This window comes from Variovorax sp. 278MFTsu5.1 (assembly GCF_048305045.1).
GTDB lineage: Bacteria > Pseudomonadota > Gammaproteobacteria > Burkholderiales > Burkholderiaceae_C > Variovorax > Variovorax guangxiensis.
Window position 1 is genome coordinate 6,732,933 of sequence record NZ_CP157622.1, and the last position, 21,020, is coordinate 6,753,952.

General features: G+C 70.3%; 21 protein-coding genes. 8 read left to right on the forward strand and 13 right to left on the reverse strand.

From position 1 onward, the window contains the following. Positions 1–56: 56 nt before the first annotated feature. A complete protein-coding gene (gene dbpA / locus ABL844_RS31450; RefSeq protein ID WP_418123416.1) occupies positions 57–1,487 on the forward strand; it encodes an ATP-dependent RNA helicase DbpA in 1,431 nt (476 codons plus the stop codon). Here dbpA and ABL844_RS31455 read toward each other — a convergent pair. Continuing rightward, complete coding sequence (locus ABL844_RS31455) at positions 1,462–2,898, reverse strand: MATE family efflux transporter (protein ID WP_418130046.1); 1,437 nt, start codon at positions 2,896–2,898, stop codon at positions 1,462–1,464. The genes dbpA and ABL844_RS31455 overlap by 26 nt on opposite strands. A gap of 60 nt (positions 2,899–2,958) precedes the next feature. Between ABL844_RS31455 and ABL844_RS31460 the strand changes: the two genes are divergently transcribed. The 4 genes from ABL844_RS31460 to ABL844_RS31475 all read left to right on the forward strand — a co-directional run bounded on the left by ABL844_RS31460 (position 2,959) and on the right by ABL844_RS31475 (position 5,858). Further along, positions 2,959–3,129, forward strand: a complete 171-nt coding sequence (locus ABL844_RS31460; protein WP_164546861.1) for a hypothetical protein — start codon at positions 2,959–2,961, stop codon at positions 3,127–3,129. A gap of 106 nt (positions 3,130–3,235) precedes the next feature. Beyond that, positions 3,236–3,565, forward strand: a complete 330-nt coding sequence (locus ABL844_RS31465) for a hypothetical protein (protein WP_418130047.1) — start codon at positions 3,236–3,238, stop codon at positions 3,563–3,565. Positions 3,566–3,584: 19 nt separating this feature from the next. Then, complete coding sequence (locus tag ABL844_RS31470) at positions 3,585–4,601, forward strand: TipAS antibiotic-recognition domain-containing protein (protein ID WP_418130048.1); 1,017 nt, start codon at positions 3,585–3,587, stop codon at positions 4,599–4,601. A 33-nt stretch (positions 4,602–4,634) separates the two neighbouring features. Further along, a complete protein-coding gene (locus ABL844_RS31475) occupies positions 4,635–5,858 on the forward strand; it encodes an acyltransferase family protein (RefSeq protein WP_418130049.1) in 1,224 nt (407 codons plus the stop codon). Here the strand turns inward: ABL844_RS31475 and ABL844_RS31480 are convergent. Continuing rightward, positions 5,795–6,682, reverse strand: coding sequence for a LysR family transcriptional regulator (locus ABL844_RS31480; RefSeq protein WP_369660325.1), 888 nt, complete (start codon positions 6,680–6,682; stop codon positions 5,795–5,797). The two genes, ABL844_RS31475 and ABL844_RS31480, sit on opposite strands and share 64 nt — an antisense overlap. Positions 6,683–6,763: 81 nt before the next feature. On the opposite strand from ABL844_RS31480, the gene ABL844_RS31485 reads away from it, so the two are divergent. Then, positions 6,764–7,657: an EamA family transporter gene (locus tag ABL844_RS31485; protein ID WP_418130050.1), complete on the forward strand. Its 894-nt coding sequence runs from the start codon at positions 6,764–6,766 to the stop codon at positions 7,655–7,657. Between the two features lie 90 nt (positions 7,658–7,747). Here ABL844_RS31485 and ABL844_RS31490 read toward each other — a convergent pair whose 3' ends face one another. From ABL844_RS31490 to ABL844_RS31530, 9 genes are all read right to left on the reverse strand, one after another. Continuing rightward, positions 7,748–8,422, reverse strand: a complete 675-nt coding sequence (locus tag ABL844_RS31490; RefSeq protein WP_126021001.1) for a GntR family transcriptional regulator — start codon at positions 8,420–8,422, stop codon at positions 7,748–7,750. 26 nt (positions 8,423–8,448) lie between these two features. After that, positions 8,449–9,744 carry an FAD-dependent oxidoreductase gene (locus ABL844_RS31495; protein ID WP_418130051.1) on the reverse strand — a complete coding sequence of 432 codons (1,296 nt, stop codon included), beginning with the start codon at positions 9,742–9,744 and terminating at the stop codon, positions 8,449–8,451. Then, positions 9,741–9,992: a (2Fe-2S)-binding protein gene (locus tag ABL844_RS31500; protein ID WP_369660322.1), complete on the reverse strand. Its 252-nt coding sequence runs from the start codon at positions 9,990–9,992 to the stop codon at positions 9,741–9,743. The genes ABL844_RS31495 and ABL844_RS31500 overlap by 4 nt, the downstream gene beginning before the upstream one ends. Next, on the reverse strand, positions 9,989–11,092 hold the full coding sequence (locus tag ABL844_RS31505) for an NAD(P)/FAD-dependent oxidoreductase (RefSeq protein ID WP_418130052.1): 1,104 nt from the start codon (positions 11,090–11,092) through the stop codon (positions 9,989–9,991). Before ABL844_RS31505 ends, ABL844_RS31500 begins: the two co-directional genes overlap by 4 nt. A gap of 20 nt (positions 11,093–11,112) precedes the next feature. After that, positions 11,113–12,051 carry a 4-hydroxyproline epimerase gene (locus ABL844_RS31510; protein ID WP_418118513.1) on the reverse strand — a complete coding sequence of 313 codons (939 nt, stop codon included), beginning with the start codon at positions 12,049–12,051 and terminating at the stop codon, positions 11,113–11,115. Positions 12,052–12,075: 24 nt separating this feature from the next. After that, entirely contained in the window at positions 12,076–13,209 is a 1,134-nt protein-coding gene (locus tag ABL844_RS31515; protein ID WP_126020994.1) for a branched-chain amino acid ABC transporter substrate-binding protein, read from the reverse strand. A gap of 84 nt (positions 13,210–13,293) precedes the next feature. Beyond that, on the reverse strand, positions 13,294–14,208 hold the full coding sequence (locus ABL844_RS31520) for a dihydrodipicolinate synthase family protein (protein WP_418130053.1): 915 nt from the start codon (positions 14,206–14,208) through the stop codon (positions 13,294–13,296). A gap of 158 nt (positions 14,209–14,366) precedes the next feature. Further along, a complete protein-coding gene (locus ABL844_RS31525; RefSeq protein WP_418130054.1) occupies positions 14,367–15,089 on the reverse strand; it encodes a glycine zipper 2TM domain-containing protein in 723 nt (240 codons plus the stop codon). Between the two features lie 128 nt (positions 15,090–15,217). Further along, the gene (locus ABL844_RS31530; RefSeq protein WP_418130055.1) at positions 15,218–15,991 is read right to left on the reverse strand and encodes a Crp/Fnr family transcriptional regulator; all 774 of its coding nucleotides are present in this window, start codon (positions 15,989–15,991) and stop codon (positions 15,218–15,220) included. Positions 15,992–16,102: 111 nt separating this feature from the next. Between ABL844_RS31530 and ABL844_RS31535 the strand changes: the two genes are divergently transcribed. Further along, positions 16,103–18,100 carry an acetoacetate--CoA ligase gene (locus tag ABL844_RS31535; RefSeq protein ID WP_418130056.1) on the forward strand — a complete coding sequence of 666 codons (1,998 nt, stop codon included), beginning with the start codon at positions 16,103–16,105 and terminating at the stop codon, positions 18,098–18,100. 78 nt (positions 18,101–18,178) lie between these two features. Beyond that, positions 18,179–19,165, forward strand: coding sequence for a Bug family tripartite tricarboxylate transporter substrate binding protein (locus ABL844_RS31540; protein WP_418118517.1), 987 nt, complete (start codon positions 18,179–18,181; stop codon positions 19,163–19,165). Here the strand turns inward: ABL844_RS31540 and ABL844_RS31545 are convergent. Together ABL844_RS31545 and ABL844_RS31550 are read right to left on the reverse strand one after the other, a co-directional pair. Next, positions 19,149–20,513, reverse strand: a complete 1,365-nt coding sequence (locus tag ABL844_RS31545) for a HipA domain-containing protein (protein WP_418130057.1) — start codon at positions 20,511–20,513, stop codon at positions 19,149–19,151. The two genes, ABL844_RS31540 and ABL844_RS31545, sit on opposite strands and share 17 nt — an antisense overlap. After that, a complete protein-coding gene (locus tag ABL844_RS31550) occupies positions 20,507–20,965 on the reverse strand; it encodes a helix-turn-helix domain-containing protein (RefSeq protein ID WP_418130058.1) in 459 nt (152 codons plus the stop codon). The genes ABL844_RS31545 and ABL844_RS31550 overlap by 7 nt, the downstream gene beginning before the upstream one ends. Positions 20,966–21,020: the final 55 nt, after the last annotated feature.

The following is a 21,020-nucleotide window of genomic DNA, read 5'->3' on the forward strand; positions in this document are numbered from 1 at the left end:
CCGCCATGGGTGCCGCAAGGCCTTTGTCATTCGTGCGTCCCGCCGGCCATCGAACCATGACCACCCCCGATTCCACGGCCGGCAACGGCGACAAGAACAACGGCTTCTCCGCGCTGGCGCTCTCGCCGCAGATGCTGGCCAACCTCACGCAGCTCGGCTACACGCAGATGACGCCGATCCAGGCGGCCGCGCTGCCGCCGGCGCTGCTCGGCAAGGACCTGATCGCGCAGGCCAAGACCGGCAGCGGCAAGACCGCCGCCTTCGCCCTCGCACTGCTTTCCAACCTGAACCCGCGCCGCTTCGCGGTGCAGGCGCTGGTGCTGTGCCCGACGCGCGAACTGGCAGACCAGGTCACGACCGAGATCCGCCGCCTCGCGCGCGCCGAGGAGAACATCAAGGTGGTCACGCTCTGCGGCGGCGTCGCGCTGCGCGGGCAGGTGGCCAGCCTGGAGCACGGCGCGCACATCGTGGTGGGCACGCCGGGGCGCATCATGGACCACCTGGAGCGCGAGAACCTGAACCTGGAAGCGCTCAACACCCTGGTGCTCGACGAGGCCGACCGCATGCTCGACATGGGCTTCTTCGACGACATCGTGAAGGTGGCGCGCCAGTGCCCATCGGCGCGCCAGACGCTGTTGTTCTCGGCCACGTACCCCGAAGGCATCGCGAAGCTCGCGCAGCAGTTCATGAAGAGCCCCGAGCAGATCGCGGTGCAGTCGCAGCACGAGGGCAGCAAGATCCGCCAGCGCTGGTACGAGGTGGCAGACCACGAGCGCCTGCACGCCGTGAGCCTGCTGCTCGACCACTTCCGCCCCGTGAGCACGCTGGCTTTCTGCAACACCAAGCAGCAGTGCCGCGACCTCGTCGAGGTGCTGCGCGCCCAGGGCTTCAGCGCGCTGGCCCTCTTCGGCGAGCTGGAGCAGCGCGAGCGCGACCAGGTGCTGGTGCAGTTCGCCAACCGCAGCTGCTCGGTGCTGGTGGCCACCGACGTGGCGGCGCGCGGGCTCGACATCGCACAGCTCGAAGCGGTGATCAACGTCGACGTGACGCCCGATGCCGAGGTGCACATCCACCGCGTCGGCCGCACCGGCCGCGTGGGGCAGCAGGGCGCCTCGGAAGGCCTGGCGCTGAACCTCGCAAGCATGGACGAGATGGGCAGCGTCGGAAAGATCGAGCAGCTGCAGGGCCGCGAATCCGAATGGCACCCGCTGGCCGAGCTCACGCCGGGCAAGGGCGCGCCGCTGCAGCCGCCGATGGCCACGCTGCAGATCGTGGGCGGTCGCAAGGAGAAGATCCGCGCCGGCGACGTGCTGGGCGCGCTGACCGGCGACTGCGGCTATGCCAAGGAGCAGGTCGGCAAGATCAACGTCAACGAGTTCTCGACCTACGTGGCGGTGGACCGCGCCATCGCGGCGGAAGCGGTGCGCAAGCTGTCGGCCGGCCGCGTGAAGGGCAAGTCGGTCAAGGTGCGGCTGCTGGAGCAGTAGCCGCCTGCGGCGAGGTCGGCGCCACCGGCGCGTCGAGCGCCGGGGCCGTACCTGCCGGCACCTCCTGCCGCGCCAGCTTCGCGGCCAGCCGGAACGCGACGATCACCGCCAGCAGCCCGAAGATCGACGAGCCCACGGCCTGACCGATCAGCACGCCGGCCGCGCCGTAGTGCGAGCCCCACCACGCGAACGGAATGGTGCCCAGCGTGGCGCGCCCCCAGTTGAACGCGGTCGACAGCAGCGGATGCCCGAGGTTGTTGAACGAGGCGTTCGCCACGAACAGCCCGCCCGCGAAGAAGAAGCTCGCGGCCAGCCAGCTGCAGAAGAGCGAGATCAGCTGCGCAGCCTGCCCGTCGGCCGAGAACGCGCGGATCAGCACGCCCTGCCCGAGCGCCAGCACCAGCCACGCCACGGCCACCGACACCACCATGAAGAGCAGGCTGTCGCGCAGCCCCTCCTGCACGCGGCGGAACTGCCCAGCGCCCAGGTTCTGCGCGAGGATCGGCCCGACCGCGCCGCTGAGCGCATAGACCAGCCCGAAGGCCACCGGCGTCAGCCGGTCGATGGTGGCCGCGCCCGCCACCGCCGAGGGTCCGAACTGCGCGACCGAATGCGTGACGAAGGCCGCGCCCACCGGCGTCGCGAGATTCGTCAGCACCGCCGGCGCCGCCACCGTGCCGAGCGCGCGCGCATCGTCGGCGAGCCTGTGCGGCTCGAAGCGCCCGAGCATGCGGTGCCGCACGATCACCCCATGCAGGCCGACGGCCGCGAGCACGATGCGCGAGACCACCGCGCTGATGGCCGCGCCGTCGAGCCCCAGGCCGAAGCCGAAGATCAGGATCGGGTCGAGCGCCGCCGTCACGAAGGCGCCGCCGAGCGTCACCGTCATCGCACGGCGCGCATCGCCGATGGAACGCAGCAGCGCCGAAGTCGCCATGCCGATGCCCAGCAGCGGCAGCGTGTGCACCGTCACCGAGAGGTAGCGATGCGCGAGCCGAGCCGTCTCGCCCTGGGCGCCGAGCGCGTGCAGCGCCGGATGCAGGAAGAACGCAGTGCCCGTGCCGGCCACCACGGCCAGCGCCGTCATCAGCACGAGGCTCGACGTGCCGATGCGGCGCGCATCCTCGGCGCGCCCCGCGCCCACGGTGCGCGACACCACCGCCGCGATGCCGATGGTCAGGCCGATGCACAGCGACGCATGGAAGAAGCCCACCACGCCCGCGAAGCCGATCGCCGCGGCGATCTCCTTCTCGCCCAGCAGCGAGATGTAGAACAGGTTGATGAGGTCGACCGCGAACACCGCGATCAGCCCGATGGCGCCCGTGCCGGCCATCACGCAGACATGGCGCATCAGCGAGCCAGAAACGAAGCGCGCGCGCCCGACACCACCCGCCGTTGCGGTTATTGGCATGTGAAATTCCCGATGTGGCCTAATTGCAGGTTCGAACATTCACTTTTACCCGAGCTTTTCATGCCCAAGACATTCCGTACCGAAGCCGAACGCGTTGCCACCCCGAAGCCGACGCCGCTGCCCGGCTACACCGTGCCGCGCTCCGGTGGCGGCCAGAAGGTCAGCCTCGAACGCGGCACCGCCACGCGCAGCAAGAAGAACCCCGGCAAGCGCGCCAAGAAGGGCGGCTGATCCGGCCTTCGGCCAGCCGGCTCCCTGAAGGAGCCACGACGAACGCGCCCCAGGGCGCGTTTTGTCATTGGGGCGCGCCGCCCCGAGCCTTCCCCCGAGACCCGCGATGTCCGACGACAACCAGATCCTCATCCCGCCCTCGTTCTTCGCGGTCTACACCGATGCGCGCCAGCGCCTGAGCGAGCCCATCGGCGTGGTGCGCGAGCGCTACGAGATCTGCGAGGACCTCGCCAGCCACCTCGTGGGCCATGCGCAGATCCAGCACCACACCGAGGTGCCGGTCGAAGGCGAGATCCTGCGGCGCATCCACGCCGGCCTGTTGGCGCCCGAATCGGGCGTGTCGGCGGCCGAGGCCACCTGGGTCGTGCGGCGGCTGGCGGAGCTGCTGGGCTGGGAAGACCCCGAGCTGCCCGAGCCGAAATCCGACGCCAGCTGAAACCGCAGGAGCGACCACCGTGCTGCTCAAGGTCGGAGAACTCGCCCGGCACACCGGCCTCACGGTGCGCACGCTGCACCACTACGACGCCATCGGCCTGCTGGCGCCCTCCGCGCGCTCCGAGGCCGGCTACCGGCTCTACAACGCGGCCGACATCGCCCGCCTGCACGCCATCCAGGCGCTGCGGCTGCTGGGCCTGCCGCTGGCGGAAATCGGCGCGGTGCTCGGCACGGAAAGCGATGCGCTGCCATCCATCCTCCGGCGCCAGATGGCTTCGCTCGACCAGCAGATCGCGCAAGCCACCGCCCTGCGCGAACGGCTCGGCCTGCTCGAGCAGCGCCTGGCCGAAGGCGCCCAGCCCGACATGAAGGACTGGCTCGCCACGCTGGAGCAGATGACCACCTACGGCCGCTACTTCAGCCCTGCCGAGATCCGGTCGCTCATGGCCAACTGGAAGCTCGTGGCCGAGCGCTGGCCGCCGCTGGTGGCCGAGGTGGCGGCGCTGATGGCGCGGGGTGTGCCTGCCGACTCGCTGGAAGCGCAGCCGCTGGCCGCGCGCTGGATGACACTGATGGGCCAGTGGATGGACGGCAACTACGACCTCGTCACGCGCTGGAGCGAGATGTACCGCCGCGAACCCGTGGCGCGCCGCGAAGACGGGCCTTCCACGGAGCTGGTCGACTACATCGGCGAGGCCATCGGCATCCGCATGGCCGCACTGCTGCGCCACATGCGCACAGACGACTTCGCGCGGCTGGGCCCGCCGCCCGAGGACGAATGGCGGCGGCTCGCAGCCGAACTCGCGGCCCTGCAGGCGCGCGGCGTTCCGCCCGAAGACGAAGCCGTGCAGGCCATCGCGCGCGAATGGGCGCGCCTGTTCGACGCCTTCACCGACCACGACCCCGGCATCGGCGCCCGGCTGATGCAGGCGATGGCGGCCGAACCGGTGCTGCAGGCCACCGCCGTCACCACGCCTGCGGTGCGCGACTACCTGCTGCGCGCGATGAATCCCGCGACGGCCCCGCGCAGCGCTTGACCCTGACGTTGCGTGAGGCCCGACAGTGGCCGCATGAACAACGCACACACCACCCAGGCCCCCCAGCGGCTGCACGCGCTCGACAACCTCCGCGCCCTCATGATGTGGCTCGGCATCGTGCTGCACGTCGCGATCAACCATCTCACCATCGACTCGCCGCTGCCGTGGCGCGACCCGAAGACGTCGCCGGTGGCCGACCTGCTGCTGCTGTTCATCCACAGCTTCCGCATGCCGGTGTTCTTCGTGCTGGCCGGCTTCTTCGTGGCGCTGCTGGCCGAGCGGCGCGGCGCGAACGGCATGCTGAAGAACCGCTGCCTGCGGCTCGCGCTGCCCTTCGCGATCTTCTGGCCGCCGCTTTTCGTGGCAACCACGGTGCTGGCGATGGTCTACATCCACCTGACGGTGCGCGGCGTGCCGGGCATCGACGTCGCGCTGACACCCGCGCGGCAAGCCAGCGGCTCGCCCTTCAACACCATGCACCTGTGGTTCCTGTACCAGCTGTTCTGGCTCAGCGTGCTGGCGTGGGCCGGCATGCGGGTCCGGCGCTTCGTGCCGGCGCGGCTACGCGAGGCGCTGGCCTCCGGCTTCACCGGGCTGATGGCGCGACGCTGGGGTTTCGCGGTGCTGGCGCTGCCGCTGGCCTTTGTAGGCATGCTCTATCCGTCGGGCATGGTCACGGAAAGCGGCTCGTTCCTGCCGCCGCTGGCCGAATGGATGCAGAGCGGCCTCTTCTTCGTGGCCGGCTGGTACTTGCATGGCCAACAGGAGCGGCTGCTGGCGCTGTTCGCGGCGCGGTGCAAGGGCTGCGCGGCGGCGGGCCTCGCCTTCCTCGTTGCAACCGTGCTGCTGCTGGGCGCCTCGCGCGGCGGCAGCCTGCATCGCGTGCCGCACCCGGAGTTCTGGATCGCCTTCGCCTACAACGCCACCGCGTGGCTCTGGAGCATGGCGCTGATCGGCGGCTTCGTGCGCTACCTGCCGCGCCAGAACGCGGTGCTGGCCTACCTGTCGCAAAGCTCGTACTGGGTGTACCTGGTGCACATGCTGGGCACCGTGGGCTTCGGCATCCTGCTGTTCAACGCGCCGCTGGGCGCGGTCGCGAAGATGGGCCTGAACATCGCGGCCACCTCGCTGGTGGCGCTCGCGAGCTACCAGCTGCTGGTGCGCCGCACGCCCGTCGGCAGGCTGCTGAACGGTCAGCGCCCCGAAAGCCGCTCGACCAGGAAATCGACGAAGGCGCGGGTCTTCGCCGCGAGGTGACGCGAGGGGTACACGGCGTAGATCGGCGTGCGGTCGGCCTCCCAGTCTTCGAGCACCGCCTCCAGCCGGCCCGAGGCCAGTTCGGCCTCGACGTAGATGCGCGGGACAAGGCTCAGGCCGAAGCCCGCGAGCAGCGCGTCGCGCACGGCGATGCTGGAGCCGACCTTGTAGCGCCCGTCGATGTGCACCGACACGCTGCGGCCGGCGCGCGCGAAGGTCCATTTGTTGGCGTGGCCCGAGAGCGTGAACTGCACGCACTCGTGGTTCTTCAGGTCGCCGGGCTGTCCGGGCCGGCCGGCGATGGCGAAGTAGGCGGGGGCGCCGCACAGCACGTGGTCCATGGTCATGAGCTCGCGCGCGACGAGGCTCGAATCTTCCAGCCGGTCGCTGCCCCTTATGGCGAGGTCGTAGCCCTCGCCGATGATGTCGACGCGGGCGTCCTGCAGGTTCAGCTCCAGCCGCAGGTTCGGATGGCGGGCCATGAACTCGGGAACGGCCGGCGACAGCAGGGTGAGCGCGAAGGTCAGCGGCGCGCTCACGCGCAGCACGCCGCCGGGGCTGCTGCCCATGGGCGCCAGCGCGGCGTCGGCCTCGGCGAGTTCGTCGAGGATGCGCGACAGCCGCTCGTGGTACGCCGCGCCGGCCTCGGTCAGGCTCATCTGCCGGGTGGTGCGGTTGATGAGCCGCACCTTCAGATGCGCCTCCAGCTCCGCAATGTTCTTGCTGACGGCCGCCGCCGAAAGCCCCATCTGCCGCGCGGCGCCGGCAAAGCTACCGCTGGAGGCGGCCGTGCGGAAGACTTTGAGGGCGGTGAGGTGGTCCATGCCTTATTGACGACTGCCGGTAAAGAATCAATTCATTATTCGGACATTCACAACCGCCGGTCAACTCACTAGATTCGAGGCATGACCAGCCGCACCACCGACATCCTCCTCACCGCCACGGCGCCCGCCATCTGGGGCAGCACCTACATCGTCACTACCGAGCTATTGCCCGCCAACTACCCGCTGACGGTGGCGCTGCTTCGCGCGCTGCCTGCCGGCCTGCTGCTGCTCGCGATCGTGCGGCAGCTGCCCGAGCGGGCGTGGTGGGGCCGCATCCTGCTGCTGGGCGCGCTGAATTTCTCGGTGCTGTGGGCGATGCTGTTCCTCGCGGCCTACCGGCTGCCGGGCGGGGTGGCGGCCACCATCACCTCGGTGCAGCCGCTGATGGTGGTGTTCCTGGCCAGCTTCTTCCTCGGTTCGCAGGTGCGCGCGCTGTCGGTGGTGGCGGCGGTGGTCGGCATCGGCGGGGTGGCGCTGCTGGTGCTGACGCCGAACGCGGCGCTCGACGCGCTCGGCATCGCGGCCGCCATCGCCGCGGCGGTGTCGATGGCCTTCGGCACGGTGCTGAGCCGGCGCTGGCAGCCGCCGGTGTCGGCGCTGACCTTCACGGCCTGGCAGCTCACCGCCGGCGGCCTTCTGCTCCTGCCGGTGGCGCTGCTGCTGGAGCCGCCGCTGCCCGCGCTCACGCTGCACAACTGGATCGGCTTCGGCTGGCTCGGCCTGGTGGGCGCCGCGCTGACCTACATCGTGTGGTTCCGCGGCGTGGCGCGGCTGGAGCCCTCGACCATCGCGCCGCTGGCCTTCCTGAGCCCGGTGACGGCCGTGATCCTCGGCTGGGCGCTGCTCGGCCAGGCGCTCTCGACGTGGCAGGTGCTGGGCATCTTCATCGTGATCGCGAGCATCTGGCTGAGCCAGCATGCGCAGCGCGGCGCGCAGCCGCCGACGGTGCGCACCGCGCCGGCGGGCGTGCGCTGAAGGAAGGCCAGGCTGCGGCCGTGGCCCGGGCAGCTGCCCGGGGTGCCGGGGCAGCGAACGAAGTCCTTCGGCCTGTTTTTTTCTCTTTTGCTAGTTGTCGATGATCTTGCGCGCGAAGACCTCGAGGTAGTCCATCAGCCGGTTGGCGCCAGCCGTGGCGGCCGCCTCGTCGCCGGTCGCGATGCCGCGCGCCAGTTGCAGGTGCGCGTTCGCACCCTCGACGATCTCGCCCTCGTGCTGGTAGGCGTACCAGAAGCGCCGGCACTGCACGATGGGCGGGATCACCGCGCGCACCGCCGAGTCGTTGTGGCTCGCCTGGTGGTTGACGAGATCCAGCGCGCGGTCGGCCTGCATGTAGTCGTTGAGGTCGCCGCGGCCCGCGGCCTCGACCATCGCCTCGGCGCAGCGCACGATCTCCTGGCGCTGCCGCGCGGTGGCGCGGCGCGCCGAGCAGGCGGCGATCAGCAGTTCGAGCACCCGCCGCGTCTGGATCACGTCCAGGTGGTCGGCCAGGTCGATGGCCGACACCAGCAGCCCGCGCCGGGGCTGCTGCACGATGAGGCCGATGGACACCATGCGCATCAGCGCCTCGCGCACCGGCGTGCGGCCCAGGCCGGTGCGCTCGGCGAGTTCGGCCTCGACGATCTGGCTGCCGGGCTGCAGCTGCATGGTGGACAACAGCGTCTCGATGGCGTCGTAGGCCTCGTCGGCGGCGCGGCGCTTCGGCTGGGGACGGGGTGCGACGGTGTTCTTCGGGGAGGCCATGGTCTTGTTCTGCGGATGCGGCAGCGTCATTGTCGGGCGTCCGCGCCTTCGCCCGCGAGGCCAGCGAGCGTGGCGATGCGCACCGGCGACAGCGGCGGGCGCGGCGCTGGCGGTGTCCATCCGAAGAGGAACTGCGCCGCGTCACCGCACACGCGCCCCTGGCAGGCGCCCATGCCGCAGCGGCGGTGCAGCTTGGCGTCGGTCCAGCCGCTGCAGTCTTTCAGCGCGGAGAAAGGCACGTCCTCGCAGCGGCACACGAGCGTGTCGGGCTGGGGCAAGGTGCGGATGTCGGCATGCAGCGCGAAGCTGCGGTGCAGCTGCGCGGCGAAGGCATCCCAGCGGGCGCGTTCGCCTTCGTGGGCGGCGGCGGCACGCTCGTTGCCCACCGCCGCATGGCCGGCGATGCTGCCCTGCGCCAGCGCGCGCTCGCTGCCGCCGAAGCCGGTGCACTCGCCCGCCGCGAAGATGCCGGGCACGCTGGTGGCCTGCCGCGCATCGACCTGTAGGCCCCGCGCGCTGAAGCCGTCCGAAGCCAGCGCGCAGCCGAGCATGCGGCCGAGCTGCGTGTTGGGCACCAGGCCGAAGCCGCAGGCGATGCGGTCGCAGGCGATCTCCACCTCCTTGCCGTTACCTCGGCGCAAGCGCACCGACTCGACCTGCAAGGCGCCACCCGCCGAGACCACGTGCGACGAAGTGCGATAGCAAGGGTCGGCCAGCGTGACGGCCTGTGCCGCCTTGCCGGGCCAGCGCGCGAGGCTGGCACCGAAGCGCGCGACCGAGGCGAACGAAGCCTGCTCGGCGATGCGCAGCACCCTCGCGCCCGCCGCGCGCGCGGTGGCTGCGGCGGCCAGCAGCAGAGGGCCGCTGCCCGCGATGACGATGCGCTCGCCCTCCACCGGCAGGCCGGCCTTGATGAGCGCCTGCAGGCCGCCAGCCCCGGTCACGCCCGGCAGCGTCCAGCCGGGAAAGGGCAGCAGCAGTTCGCGCGCGCCGGTGCAGAGGACGAGCTTGCCCCATCGCATGCGCACGGCGCCGTCGGCGTCTTCGAGCAGCAACTCGCCGGGCCCGGGCGCGGCGACCACGCGCGTGCCGCTGCGCACGCGGATGTTGGCGTGGCGTTCGAGCGCATCGCGCCACTTGCGCGCGGCGGGCGGCAGCCTGGCACCGGGGCCGTCGCGCCAGATCTGTCCGCCGGGCGCGGGGTTGTCGTCGATCACGACGATCGATGCGCCGCTCGGTGCGGCCGCAACAGCCGCCGCCATGCCGGCAGGGCCGGCGCCGATGACGAGCACGTCGCAGCGCTCGGGCACGACGCCGTTCATTCCAAAGTCTCCACGCGCATGCCCTCGGCGCACACCGTCTGGCACGCGAGCCTGCGCTTGCCGTCGATCAGCACACGGCACTCCTGGCACACGCCCATGCCGCAGAAGGGCGCGCGCGGCTGGCCCGTGACCGACGTGCGCGCGACGCCCATGCCGCCGGCCACGCGCAGTGCGGCGGCGACCGAGCTGCCCGCCTGCACGCGGACCGGATGGCCGTCGATGTGCAGCAGGGTGTGGCCGTTGTTCATGCGGCCTCCCGCAGGCCGCGCGGCGCATAGGGTGCGGCGTCGAAACCGGGTGCCGCGCCGGTCATCAGCGCGGCGAGCAAATGCGCGCTGCCGGGCGCGGTGGTCACGCCCAGGCCTTCGTGGCCGACGGCGAGCCAGAGCTTCTCGCGCCATGGGTGCTTGCCCAGCAACGGCAGGCCGTCGGGCGAGGCCGCGCGCATGCCGGTCCACGAACGCAGCGCGTTGAGGCTGGCGAGCCCCGGCAGGTATTCCAGGGCGCGCTGGAGCATGCGCGCCAGCATCGGCGCTTCCACGGCCGCGTCGGTGGTGTCGAACTGGCGCGAGGAGCCGATCAGCAGCTGCCCCGTGGGACGCGGCTGCACGTTGAAGGCGACCGAGTCGCCCTCGCTGTGGTGCGCACTGGTGACGTAGCCGAGCTCGACGAGCTGGTGATGCACCGTGCCCGGATAGCGGTCGGTGATGAGCAGGTGGCCCTTCTTCGGACGGATCGGCAGCTCGGGGCAGAGCGTGGTCGCCTGGATGCCGTTGGCGAGCACGACCTGCGGCGCGGCGCGACGGCTGCCGTCGGCCAGGCGCAGCGCGCCGCCGTCCTCGATGGCCTCGACCTTCGCCTGCTCGACGCGGACCGATGCCGCCTGCTGGGCGAGCAGCCAGCGCGCCGCGTTGGGTGCGTAGAGGATGCCGTCGCCCGGCACTTCGAGCGCACCGGCGAGGCCCTTGCGCAGCGCGGGCTCGGCGGCCGCGAGCTGGTGCGCGTCGAGCAGGCGGCTGTCGATGCCGTGCGCGCGAAGCCGCTGCTGCTTGCGTTCGGCCTCGGCCATCTCCTCGTCGCTGGCGGCGATCCACAGCGTGCCGCAGGGGCTGTATGCGCAGTCTTCGCTCATGCGCGGCGCGAGCTCGCGCCATTGCGCGATCGAACGGCGGCTCAGCTCGAGCTCGGCCGGGTTGTCGTCCATCGCCACGAGGTGGCCCATGCCCGCGCCGGTGGCACTGCCGATGCCCGCGTCGAGCACCAGCACCTTCGCGCCGGCTTGAGCAAGCGCATGCGCGCACGCGGCGCCGACGATGCCGGCGCCGATGACGATGACGTCCGCGTCCATTCCGCCCGCTGCGCCCGACGTCAGAGCCGGATGCCCCAGCCGAAGGGGTCGGCGTCGTCGATCAGCAGCGTCGCCTCGGCGCTGATGTGCGCGCGGCCGCGCAGCGTGGGAACGACGCGGCCTTCGCCGTCGAGCGCATAGCTGGCCTCGAAGACGCTGCCGATCACGCTGGCCTGCTTCCACACTTCGCCCGGCGCGAGCTTGCCGTCGGCCGCCAGGCAGGCGATCTTGGCGCTGGTGCCGGTGCCGCAGGGCGAGCGGTCGTAGGCGTTGCCGGGGCACAGCACGAAGTTGCGGCTGTCGGCGCCTTCGCTGTCGTCGGCGAAGAGTTCGATGTGGTCGATCTCGGCGCCGTCGGCACCGGTGATGCCCTGCGCCGCCAGGGCCTTGCGCAGGGCGGCGGTGTAGTCGGTGAGCGCGGCGAGGTTGTCGCTCGCCACGCTCTGGCCGTGCTCGCTCACCAGGAAGAACCAGTTGCCGCCCCAGGCCACGTCGCCGCGCACGGTGCCGTGGCCCGGCAGCTCGACCGCCGCCTGCCGCAGGTGCCTGTAGGCGGGCACGTTGCGCACGCTCACCGAGCCGTCTTCGTGCAGCGTGGTGGTCACGGTGCCCACGGGCGTCTCGATGCGGTGCTCGCCCACGCCGATGCGCCCCATGTGCGCGAGGCTGGCCACCAGCCCGATGGTGCCGTGGCCGCACATGCCGAGGTAGCCGGCGTTGTTGAAGAAGACGACGCCGGCTGCTGCGTCGGCCGAGACGGGCTCGCACAGCAGCGCGCCCACCACCACATCGCTGCCGCGCGGCTCCAGCACGGCGGCGGCGCGCCACCTGTCGTGCCGCTCGGCCAGCAGCGCGCGGCGCTCGGCCATGCTGCCCTTGCCCAGGTCGGGGAAGCCCCCGACCACCAGGCGCGTGGGCTCGCCGCCCGTGTGTGAGTCGATGACCTGGATGCGCTGCATGTGGCGTGGTCCGTTCTTTCTGCTTCAGTAGCTGGCGATGGGCACCGGCGCCGCGTTCTTGAAGGTGAACACGGTGATCGGCGCCTGCTTCATGTTGCCCTTGTCGTCGTAGGCGTAGGTGGCGGCCACGCCCTTGTAGGTGGCCTTGTAGAGCTCGGCGCCGACCTTGTCGGGGTCGATGGAGTTGGCCTTCTTCATCGACTCGCCGATGAAGAGCACCTGGTCGTAGTACGAGGCGGCGTAGGCGTCGGGATCGACGTTGAAGCGCTTCTTGAACTTCTCCTTGAAGGCCGGGCCGCTCTGCGCCTTCTCGAGGATGGAGCCGCCCTGCGCGCAGAACACCAGGTCGTTGACCGCATCGCCGCCGAGCTTGCCGGTGGCGGGGCTGCAGACGGTGTCGCCGCCCAGCAGCTTGCCGGGCACGGCGAGCTGCTTCATCTGGCGTGCCATGGGCGCGGCCTGCGGGGCGTAGCCGCCGAAGAAGATGGCCTCGGGCGCCTTGGCCTTCATGTTGGTGAGGATGGCGGTGAAGTCCACGGCCTTGTCGGTGGTGAACTCCTGGCCGACCACGGTGAGGCCCTGCTTCTTGGCCTCCTTGGTGAACTCCTCGGCGAGGCCCTGGCCGAAGGCGGTGCGGTCGTCGATCACGCCGACCTTCTTCAGCTTCATCTCCTTGGCCGCATACACGGCCATGGCGCCGCCGATCTGGTTGTCGCTCGCGATGATGCGGTAGAGGTTCTTGTAGCCGCCCTGGGTGACCTTCGGGTTGGTGCCCACGGTCGAGACCATGGTGCCGCCGTCGCTGTAGACGCGCGAAGCCGGAATGGCCACGCCCGAGCAGTACGGGCCCATGACGAACTTGACGCCGTCGTCCACGAACTTCTGCGCCACGCTCACGCCGGTCTTGGCGTCGCACTGGTCGTCTTCGGAGACGAGTTCGAACTTCAGCGTCTTGCCGCCGACCACGAGCTTCTTCGCGTTGAGCTCCTCGATGGCGAGGCGCACGCCGTTTTCATTGTCCTTGCCCGCGAAGGCATTGGGGCCCGAGAGAGGACCGCTGTGGCCGATCTTGACGACCTGCTCCTGCGCATGCGCCTGGCCGGCGAGGGCCAGGGCTGCGAGACCGAGAAACGAAACCATGCCTGCTTTTGTCTTCATGCTTCTTCCTGCTGGGTTGGGGACGATGAAAAACACGCGGCCGGCAGCCGACCGGTAAGCCGGTGCCGGCGCGCCGTCGGTTTATTACATGACCGACTGGTATTGAACAGGCCTCGTCGCGAGCGCCTTCTTCACGATGCCTTCGATGAACTCGCGCTCGGCGCCGATGAGCGGCAGGCGCGGGCGGCGCATGTGCTCGGTGCCCACGCCCACGAGCGCGTCGATGAGCTTGAGGTTCTGCACCAGCTTGGTCGACACGTCGAGATGCAGCATGGGCGTCATCCACTGGTAGAGCTTGAGCGCTTCGGCGAATTTGCCGGCCTTCATCAGGTCGTAGAGCGCCACGGTCTCGCGCGGGAAGGCACAGCCCACGCCCGCCAGCAGGCCGTCGCAGCCCAGCGCCAGGCCCTCGTAGGCGAGATCGTCGACGCCGAGGAAGAGCTGGTAGCGGTCGCCCACGGTGTTGCGCAGGTCGGTGATGCGGCGGATGTCGTCGGTGCTTTCCTTGATGGCGGCGATCCATTCGCAGTCGGCCAGCTCGGCCATGTGCTGCGGCTTCAGGTCGACGCGGTAGGCCACCGGGTTGTTGTAGACCATGATGGGTTTCTGCGCCGCGTTGGCGATGGTGCGCACGTTGAGCATTGCCTCGCGCGCGTCGGCCACGTAGATCACCGAGGGCATCACCATGAAGCCGGCCACGCCGAGCCTGTTGGCGCCGTCGACATAGCGCAGCGCCTCGCGGGTGCTGGTTTCCGAGACGTTGGCCAGCACGGGGATGCGGCCGTCGGCGGCTTCGAGCGCGATCTTCGCGACCTGCAGCTTCTCCTCCAGCGTCAGCGTGCTGGCCTCGCCGAGCGAGCCGCAGGTGACGAGGCCGTGGATGCCGTTGCGGATCTGGAAGTCGATGTGCCGGGCCGTGCCCTCGGCGTCGATGCTCTCGTCGGCGTTGAACTTGGTGGTGACGGCGGGAAAAACGCCCTGCCAGCGGGGATTGCTCACTTGATCGCTCCTTCGGATGTGCGGTGGAAAACGCCGCACTCTAAATATATTAAGGATATACGGTCAAGATACTTTTCGGGCAATCGCTCTTTTGCGTCGTGTTCTTCTGTGATACGGAGGCGGAGGCGCAGGGCGCGAAAGCCCTGCGGAAGGCCCGCCTACTTACGGCCGTCGGCGGGACGCAGCACGCCGCGCTGGAGCGTGACCGGCTTGCCGATCGGCGGCGCGGTCTTCGTCTCGACCGTGCGCAGCCGGCCGTCGTCCATGCGCACGCCCACCTCGTAGACGGTGACGGTGCGCACGTGCTTCTCGATGGCATTGCCGGCAAAACCGCCGCCCACAGCGCCCAGCACCGTGGTGGCGACGCGGCCGTTGCCGTGGCCGAACTGGTTGCCGACGAGGCCGCCGACCACACCACCGGTGACGGCTCCCATGCCCGTGGTCTTCTGCTGGCGCTGCACCGGCCGGACCGACTCGACGCGGCCGCAGACCGCGCAAGCGGGCGCGGCCGGCATGGCGGGCGCAGGCTCGGCGGCGGCAACCGTCGTCGAGTTCGCGGGAGCAGGCGCCGCCTGCGGCACGGCGGCCATCGACTGCGGGGCCGTGCCGGCTGCACCAGCGTAGCCACCGACGGCAGGCGGCGGCATGGCAGGCGCGGGTGGCATGGCTTCGGGCTTGAAGTCGTCGGGCGCCGGGGCGGTCGCCGCGGCGGCCACGGGCGTGGATGCAGGCGCGGCCGTTTCCTGCCCTTGCCTGTGCAGCAGCACCCCGCCCAGCGCCGCGACCGCGATGGCCAGCACACCGATCACGGCCCAGAGCACCTTGGGCGATCCGCCCGCGCGCATGGCCGCAGGCTGTTCGAGGGGCGACGTCGAATTCATGGAAAGTCCTTTCCGCCCCCGCGCACGGTGCGCCGGAGGCACCTCCAGAGCATGGCTTTGGAGGACGCGGAGTTCAATCCGCCGGCGTCCTACAGGCGCATAGGGCGGGGCGCCGAAGCAGCAGCGGATCAGCCCGCCCGCGCCATGCCCGCGATCGGCTCCAGCGCGAGCAGGGTCAGTTGCCCATAGCCCACGTGCAGCCAGCCTTCGGCCTGCATGTGCTGCAGCGCGAGGTTGCAGCGCTGGCGCGAGACGCCGGCGATGGCGGCGAGCTCGTCCTGCGCGATGGGAAGGTGGATCAGCCCGAGCGGGTTGTTCAGCGGATGGGCCAGCCCGCACAGCGCATTCGCCACGCGCGCGGGGCCGCGCATCAGCCGCACGTCGCCCACGTGGTCCATGAAGTAGTGCAGGCGCTCGTTGATCTGGCCGTAGATGAAGTCCTTGAAGGGCGGATGCTCCTGCAGCAGGCGGGCGAAGTCGTCCTGCGGCAGCAGCGCGACGCGGCTGTCGCGCAGCGCCACGTAGTCGGCATGGCGGGGCTTGCCGCGCAGCAGCGCGCCCTCGCCGAACCAGCAGCCCGGCAGGATGCCGCCGAGCGTGGAACTGCGGCCGTCGGCGGCGAGCACCGAGGTCTTCAGCAGCCCCTCCATCAGCCCGAACCAGGCCGACGGGATCTCGCCGCGCCGCGCCAGCAGCTGGCCGCGCGACACCCGGTGCTCGCGCATGCGCTCCATCACCCGCTTGCGCAGCGGCGCGGGAAAGGGCGCGCTCCACGACGACAGGCGAAGCAGCTCGTCGATGCCGAAGCCCGCGGGTCCATCCGCCCTCGGGCGCCGGGAAGGCGGCGGACGCGATGCGCCCTGGCGATGCGCTTTCCGCAGTTCGTCTGGCTTCTTTTCCAACGGGCAAACCCTTAAGTCAAATGTCTCATTTTCAACAGTATCGCTTCCGCATCGCCCGAACAATTCGGCCCGAACCGCCCGCCGGGCGGCCCTCCGGATTCCAGCCGCACGATGCACGATTCGCCCCCTTCCGACGCCCACGGCCAGCTGCTGTGGACCCCCTCGGCCGAACAGGTCCGCGCCAGCGGCCTGCATGCCTACCAGCAATGGCTGGCCGAACGCCACGGCGTGCCGGCGGGCGGCTACGAGGAGCTCTGGCAGTGGTCCGTCGACTCGCTGGAACTCTTCTGGCAATCGATCCGGGAGTATTTCGGCGTCGTGGGCGAAGGCGATGCGCAACCGGTGCTCGCGCAGCGTGAGATGCCCGGTGCGCAGTGGTTTCCCGGCATGCGGCTGAACTACGCCGAGAACGTGTTCCGCAGAGTGGGCAATGACCCGGCAAGCCCGGCGATCATCGCGCGCCGGGAAGACGCGCCGCTGCGCGCCATGTCATGGGCCGAGCTGGAGCGCGACACCGCCGCGCTGGCCGGCCGGATGCGCGCATGGGGCATCGGCCCCGGCGACCGGGTTGCGGGCTACCTGCCCAACTGGCCCGAGACCGTCGTCGCCTTCCTGGCCTGCGCCAGCATCGGCGCCATCTGGTCGAGCTGCGCGCCGGACATGGGCCCCGGCGTGGTCCTCGACCGGCTGCGCCAGATCGAGCCCTGCCTGCTGCTGGCGACCGACGGCTACCGCTACAACGGCAAGCACCACGACCGCAGCGCCCAGGTGAAGGAGTTGCTGGCCGAGCTGCCCAGCGTGAAGCGCGTGATCCACGTGCCGGGCCCGGGCGACGAGCCCCCGGCACCCGACTGGCGCGACCGCGTCGACTGGGCCGACGCGCTGCGCGAGGACGCGCCGCCGCGCTACGAGCGCCTGCCTTTCGACCACCCGCTGTGGATCGTCTATTCGTCGGGCACCACCGGCCTGCCCAAGGCGATGGTGCACGGCCACGGCGGCATCGTGCTCACGCACCTGAAGACCATGGCGCTGCAGCACGACCTGCGCGCGGGCGACAGGCTGCTGTTCCTCGGCAGCACCGGCTGGATCGTGTGGAACCTGCAGGTGGGCGCGCTTTTGACCGGCGCGAGCATCGTGCTGTTCGACGGCAACCCCGCCTGGCCCGACGCCGGCGCGCTGTGGCGCTTCATCGGCGAACAGGGCGTCACGCTGTTCGGCTGCGGCGCGGCCTACCTGGCCAACTGCATGAAAGACGGCCTGCGCCCGCGCGACACCGCGAACCTGGAGCGGCTGCGCGCCATCAACGCGACCGGCTCGCCGCTGCCGGTGGAGGCCTATCTGTGGGTCTACGACGCCGTCAAGCCCGACCTCTGGCTGGCCTCGATCAGCGGCGGCACCGACATCGCCTCGGGCTTCGTGGCCTGCGCGCCCAGCCTGCCGGTGCACGCCGGCGAGATCCAGTGCCCCGAACTCGGCGTGGCGGCGTACGCATTCGACGACGCCGGCCGGCCGGTGGTCGGCGAGGTGGGCGAGCTCGTCATCACCAGGCCCATGCCATCGATGCCGCTGTACTTCTGGAATGACCCCGAGAACCGGCGCTATCGCGAGAGCTATTTCGAGACCTTCCCCGGCGTCTGGCGCCACGGCGACTGGATCCGCTTCACGCCACGGCGCAGCGCGGTGATCTACGGGCGCTCCGACAGCACCATCAATCGCTTCGGCATCCGCATGGGCACCGCCGAGATCTACCGCGTGGTCGAGCAGCTGCCCGAGGTGCGCGACAGCGTCGTGGTCGACCTCGAATACCTGGGCCGGCCTTCGTTCATGCCGCTGTTCGTGGTGCTGCAGCCGGGCATGGCGCTCGACGCGGCCCTCATCGAGCGCATCCGCGCCGCCATCCGCACCAAGGCGTCGACGCGCCACGTGCCCGACGACGTCGTGCAGGTGGACGAGATCCCGCGCACGCTCAGCGGCAAGAAGATGGAAGTGCCCCTGCGCAAGCTGCTGCTGGGCACGCCGGCCGACAAGGTGGCGAGCCCCGACAGCATGCAGAACCCGCGCAGCCTTGCGTTCTTCATCGACTACGCCCGCCGGCGCGCGGCGGCCTGATTCCGCGGCAGCCTCCCGGGCCGCCTTCCGTTTTCCCCAGCCCTTTCGCAAACACACAAACTCAAGGAGACACAGCACATGCAACGACGCCACTTCCTCAACGCCATGGCAGGCGCCGCCGCCACCGGCGCACTGACGCCCTTCGCCGCCCTCGCGCAGGCGCTGGAGCAGGTGAAGGTCATCTACGGCTTTCCTCCCGGCAGCGCCGGGGACAGCGTGGCGCGCCGCGTGGCCGAGAAGCTCGGCGGCACGCCTTACAGCAAGAACCCCGGCTACGTCGAGAACAAGCCCGGCGCGGGCGGGCGCATCGCACTGGAGACGCTCAAGGCCGCGCCGGCCGATGGCTCGGTGCTGGCGCTGGCACCCGTCTCGGCGCTCTCGGTGTATCCGTACATCTATCCGAAGCTCTCGTACAAGCCCGAGGACGTGACGGCCGTTTCCATCGGCGCGGTGATGTTCCACGGCCTGGCCGTGGGTCCTTCGGTCCCGGCCGAGGTCAAGACGCTGAAGGACTTCCTGGCCTGGGCCAAGGCCAACCCCGAGAAGGCCAGCTACGGCTCGCCGGGCGCCGGCTCCATGCCGCACCTGCTGGGCGCGCTGCTGGGCATGCGCGCGGGCGTCGATCTCAAGCACGTGCCCTATCGCGGCACCGTTCCCAGCATCACCGACCTGGTGGGCGGCCAGATCGCGGCGGCCATGAACCCCAGCGGCGACTACCTGCAGTACGTGAAGGCCGGCCGCATCCGCGTGCTGGCCACCTCCGGCAAGAAGCGCTCGCCTTTCCTGCCCGACGTGCCGACCTTCGCGGAACTGGGCTACCCCGACGTGACCTCCGAGGAGTGGTTCGGCTTCTACGCGCCCGCCAGGACGCCCGCCGCCACCATCGCCACCGCCAACGCGGCCATCACCCGGGCGCTGAAGGACAAGGCCGTGATCGACGCGCTGGCCCTGGTCGGCCTGGTCGCGAACGGCGGCACGCCGCAGGACATGGCTGCCGACCAGAAGGCCGAGTACGAGCGCTGGGGGCCGCTGGTGAAGCAGATCGGGTTCACGTCGGAGTCCTGAGCGCGGAGTCCTGAGCAGCCTCCCGCGAGGCGATGTCGGCGCCCGCCAGGAATCGCTTCGCCTCGCCTCGCATGCCCTGCGAGATGGCCTCCCAGGTGCGCGCGGGAAAGTCCGGCGGCAGCAGAGCCTCGACCTCGCCCAGCGCGGCGTCCACCGATGCCACCAGATCGAGCATCGCGTTCCACACGTCGATGCCGCCGCTCTTCATCGCCAGGCCATGCCAGTGGCGAGCCTGGATGGTCTGGAACACGTAGTGCGCGTTCCTCGAGCGGATCGCCATCGCCAGGCCCGCCCTGCGCGGCTGGAACTGATTGGCGCCATCGCCGAAATACGGCCACATCGAGATGACGTCGTACAGCGGCGTCATCTCGTAGGCGTCGCCGCGCTGGAGGTGGATCGAGAAGTTCTTGGCATGCCCGTCGGTGGCCGCGAGCAGGAAGAAAGCCAGCTGCGCGAGCAGGAAGCGCGCGCCGTCTTCCGCGCTCCTGCTACCTTGCAGCAGCTGCAGGCACTTCGACATGCCGGGCCCGCCGTGCTGCTCGTACTTCCTTTCTGACGGCAGGCCCAGGGCCTGGCAGAAATCTTCCTGCGGCAGGCGTGCGATCCAGGTCCCGCCGTCCATCCACTCGCGGTCGAAGCGCTCCACGATCAGCACCGTCTGCCCGCCGAAGGTGGCCATGGAAGTCGGCGCCACCGGCAGGCCGAGGGCCAGCACGATCTGCGCGCACAGCCATTCGTTCTGCACCGAGTCGGAGGCGTCGACGCGCCTGGAGCCGCCGATCAGCCCGAGCGGCAGCTTCACGATGTGCGTGGTGGGCGTGGCGCCATGCGGCCGGCACCATGCGCCATTCCAGCGGGTCAGCGCCGTCTTTTCCTGCGCGCCGGCCAGCGAGATGCGAAACAGGTCTTCGTCGCGCATGCCTTGCGGCACGTCTTCGGACGGAACGGCCTGCAGCAGGTCGGCGATCTGCGCCTCGTCCAGCGGCTCGCAGTCGATGGCGTTCCAGCCTTGCGGCACGGCGCCTTCGGGCACGAGTTGAACGGCACCGACACAGTCGCGGCCGATGGCTTCGAGCAGGCCGAAGGCAGTGGCGTCCTTGAGCCGGAAGCGGTTGCGCAGCCGCGCGCGAATCCTGTCGTTGTCGGGCAGCAGGTTGTCGAAGTAGTTGCGGACCACCTCGCCGCGAACCTCGAGCGCGCTGTTGAGCGGGATCGACAGCGACAGCGATCGCCGCCGCGGCGATTCGGACCAGGCTGGGTCATAGCGGAAGGAATGGGCGCCGCGTTCGACGATCCAGGTGCCTACGCGCTCTCCGTTCATCCAGGCGTCGAGGGCCTGCGTCACCACGACTCCCTCTTGGGCCGGACGACGAAGTTCCGGCGCGAGGTGGGCTTGACGTCCTTGCCGGGGTTCAGCGCCTGGAGTGCGCGAAGCGATTCGCCCGGCGCACCCGGCGATTCGGCTTCCAGCCGCACCAGCACCGACTGGTCGCTCATCGGCGTGGCGGTCCATGGGCCGGGCGGAAGCTTCACTGCGTCGTACAGCACGGGTTCTTCCGCGGCCACAGGTACGGGACTGGGCGCTGCTTCCTCACGCAGGCAGAAGGAGGCGCCCAGCGCCGACAGGAGCTTCATCAGCTGCTCGAAGCTGACCGCGCCGGGGTTCGCCTCGATTTCCGCGATGCGGGCCTGGCTGACGCCGATGAGAGCGCCGGCCTGCGCCTGCGTCAGGCCGCGCTGCTTGCGCAGGGCCTTGAGGTGCGGCCGCAGCTGATCGACGAAGCGCAGGGGATATTCCATTGCCCCTGCAGAATATCGGCCCTGTCTTGTTTTGTCAAAATATCGGCTTTGGCGT

Excerpts from the sequence above, each read along its gene's own strand:
- dbpA (WP_418123416.1), top strand. The coding sequence starts at position 57 with ATGACCACCCCCGATTCCACGGCCGGCAACGGCGACAAGAACAACGGC.
- ABL844_RS31455 (WP_418130046.1), bottom strand. The coding sequence starts at position 2,898 with ATGCCAATAACCGCAACGGCGGGTGGTGTCGGGCGCGCGCGCTTCGTT.
- ABL844_RS31460 (WP_164546861.1), top strand. The coding sequence starts at position 2,959 with ATGCCCAAGACATTCCGTACCGAAGCCGAACGCGTTGCCACCCCGAAG.
- ABL844_RS31465 (WP_418130047.1), top strand. The coding sequence starts at position 3,236 with ATGTCCGACGACAACCAGATCCTCATCCCGCCCTCGTTCTTCGCGGTC.
- ABL844_RS31475 (WP_418130049.1), top strand. The coding sequence starts at position 4,635 with ATGAACAACGCACACACCACCCAGGCCCCCCAGCGGCTGCACGCGCTC.
- ABL844_RS31480 (WP_369660325.1), bottom strand. The coding sequence starts at position 6,682 with ATGGACCACCTCACCGCCCTCAAAGTCTTCCGCACGGCCGCCTCCAGC.
- ABL844_RS31485 (WP_418130050.1), top strand. The coding sequence starts at position 6,764 with ATGACCAGCCGCACCACCGACATCCTCCTCACCGCCACGGCGCCCGCC.
- ABL844_RS31490 (WP_126021001.1), bottom strand. The coding sequence starts at position 8,422 with ATGGCCTCCCCGAAGAACACCGTCGCACCCCGTCCCCAGCCGAAGCGC.
- ABL844_RS31495 (WP_418130051.1), bottom strand. The coding sequence starts at position 9,744 with ATGAACGGCGTCGTGCCCGAGCGCTGCGACGTGCTCGTCATCGGCGCC.
- ABL844_RS31500 (WP_369660322.1), bottom strand. The coding sequence starts at position 9,992 with ATGAACAACGGCCACACCCTGCTGCACATCGACGGCCATCCGGTCCGC.
- ABL844_RS31505 (WP_418130052.1), bottom strand. The coding sequence starts at position 11,092 with ATGGACGCGGACGTCATCGTCATCGGCGCCGGCATCGTCGGCGCCGCG.
- ABL844_RS31510 (WP_418118513.1), bottom strand. The coding sequence starts at position 12,051 with ATGCAGCGCATCCAGGTCATCGACTCACACACGGGCGGCGAGCCCACG.
- ABL844_RS31515 (WP_126020994.1), bottom strand. The coding sequence starts at position 13,209 with ATGAAGACAAAAGCAGGCATGGTTTCGTTTCTCGGTCTCGCAGCCCTG.
- ABL844_RS31525 (WP_418130054.1), bottom strand. The coding sequence starts at position 15,089 with ATGAATTCGACGTCGCCCCTCGAACAGCCTGCGGCCATGCGCGCGGGC.
- ABL844_RS31535 (WP_418130056.1), top strand. The coding sequence starts at position 16,103 with ATGCACGATTCGCCCCCTTCCGACGCCCACGGCCAGCTGCTGTGGACC.
- ABL844_RS31540 (WP_418118517.1), top strand. The coding sequence starts at position 18,179 with ATGCAACGACGCCACTTCCTCAACGCCATGGCAGGCGCCGCCGCCACC.
- ABL844_RS31550 (WP_418130058.1), bottom strand. The coding sequence starts at position 20,965 with ATGGAATATCCCCTGCGCTTCGTCGATCAGCTGCGGCCGCACCTCAAG.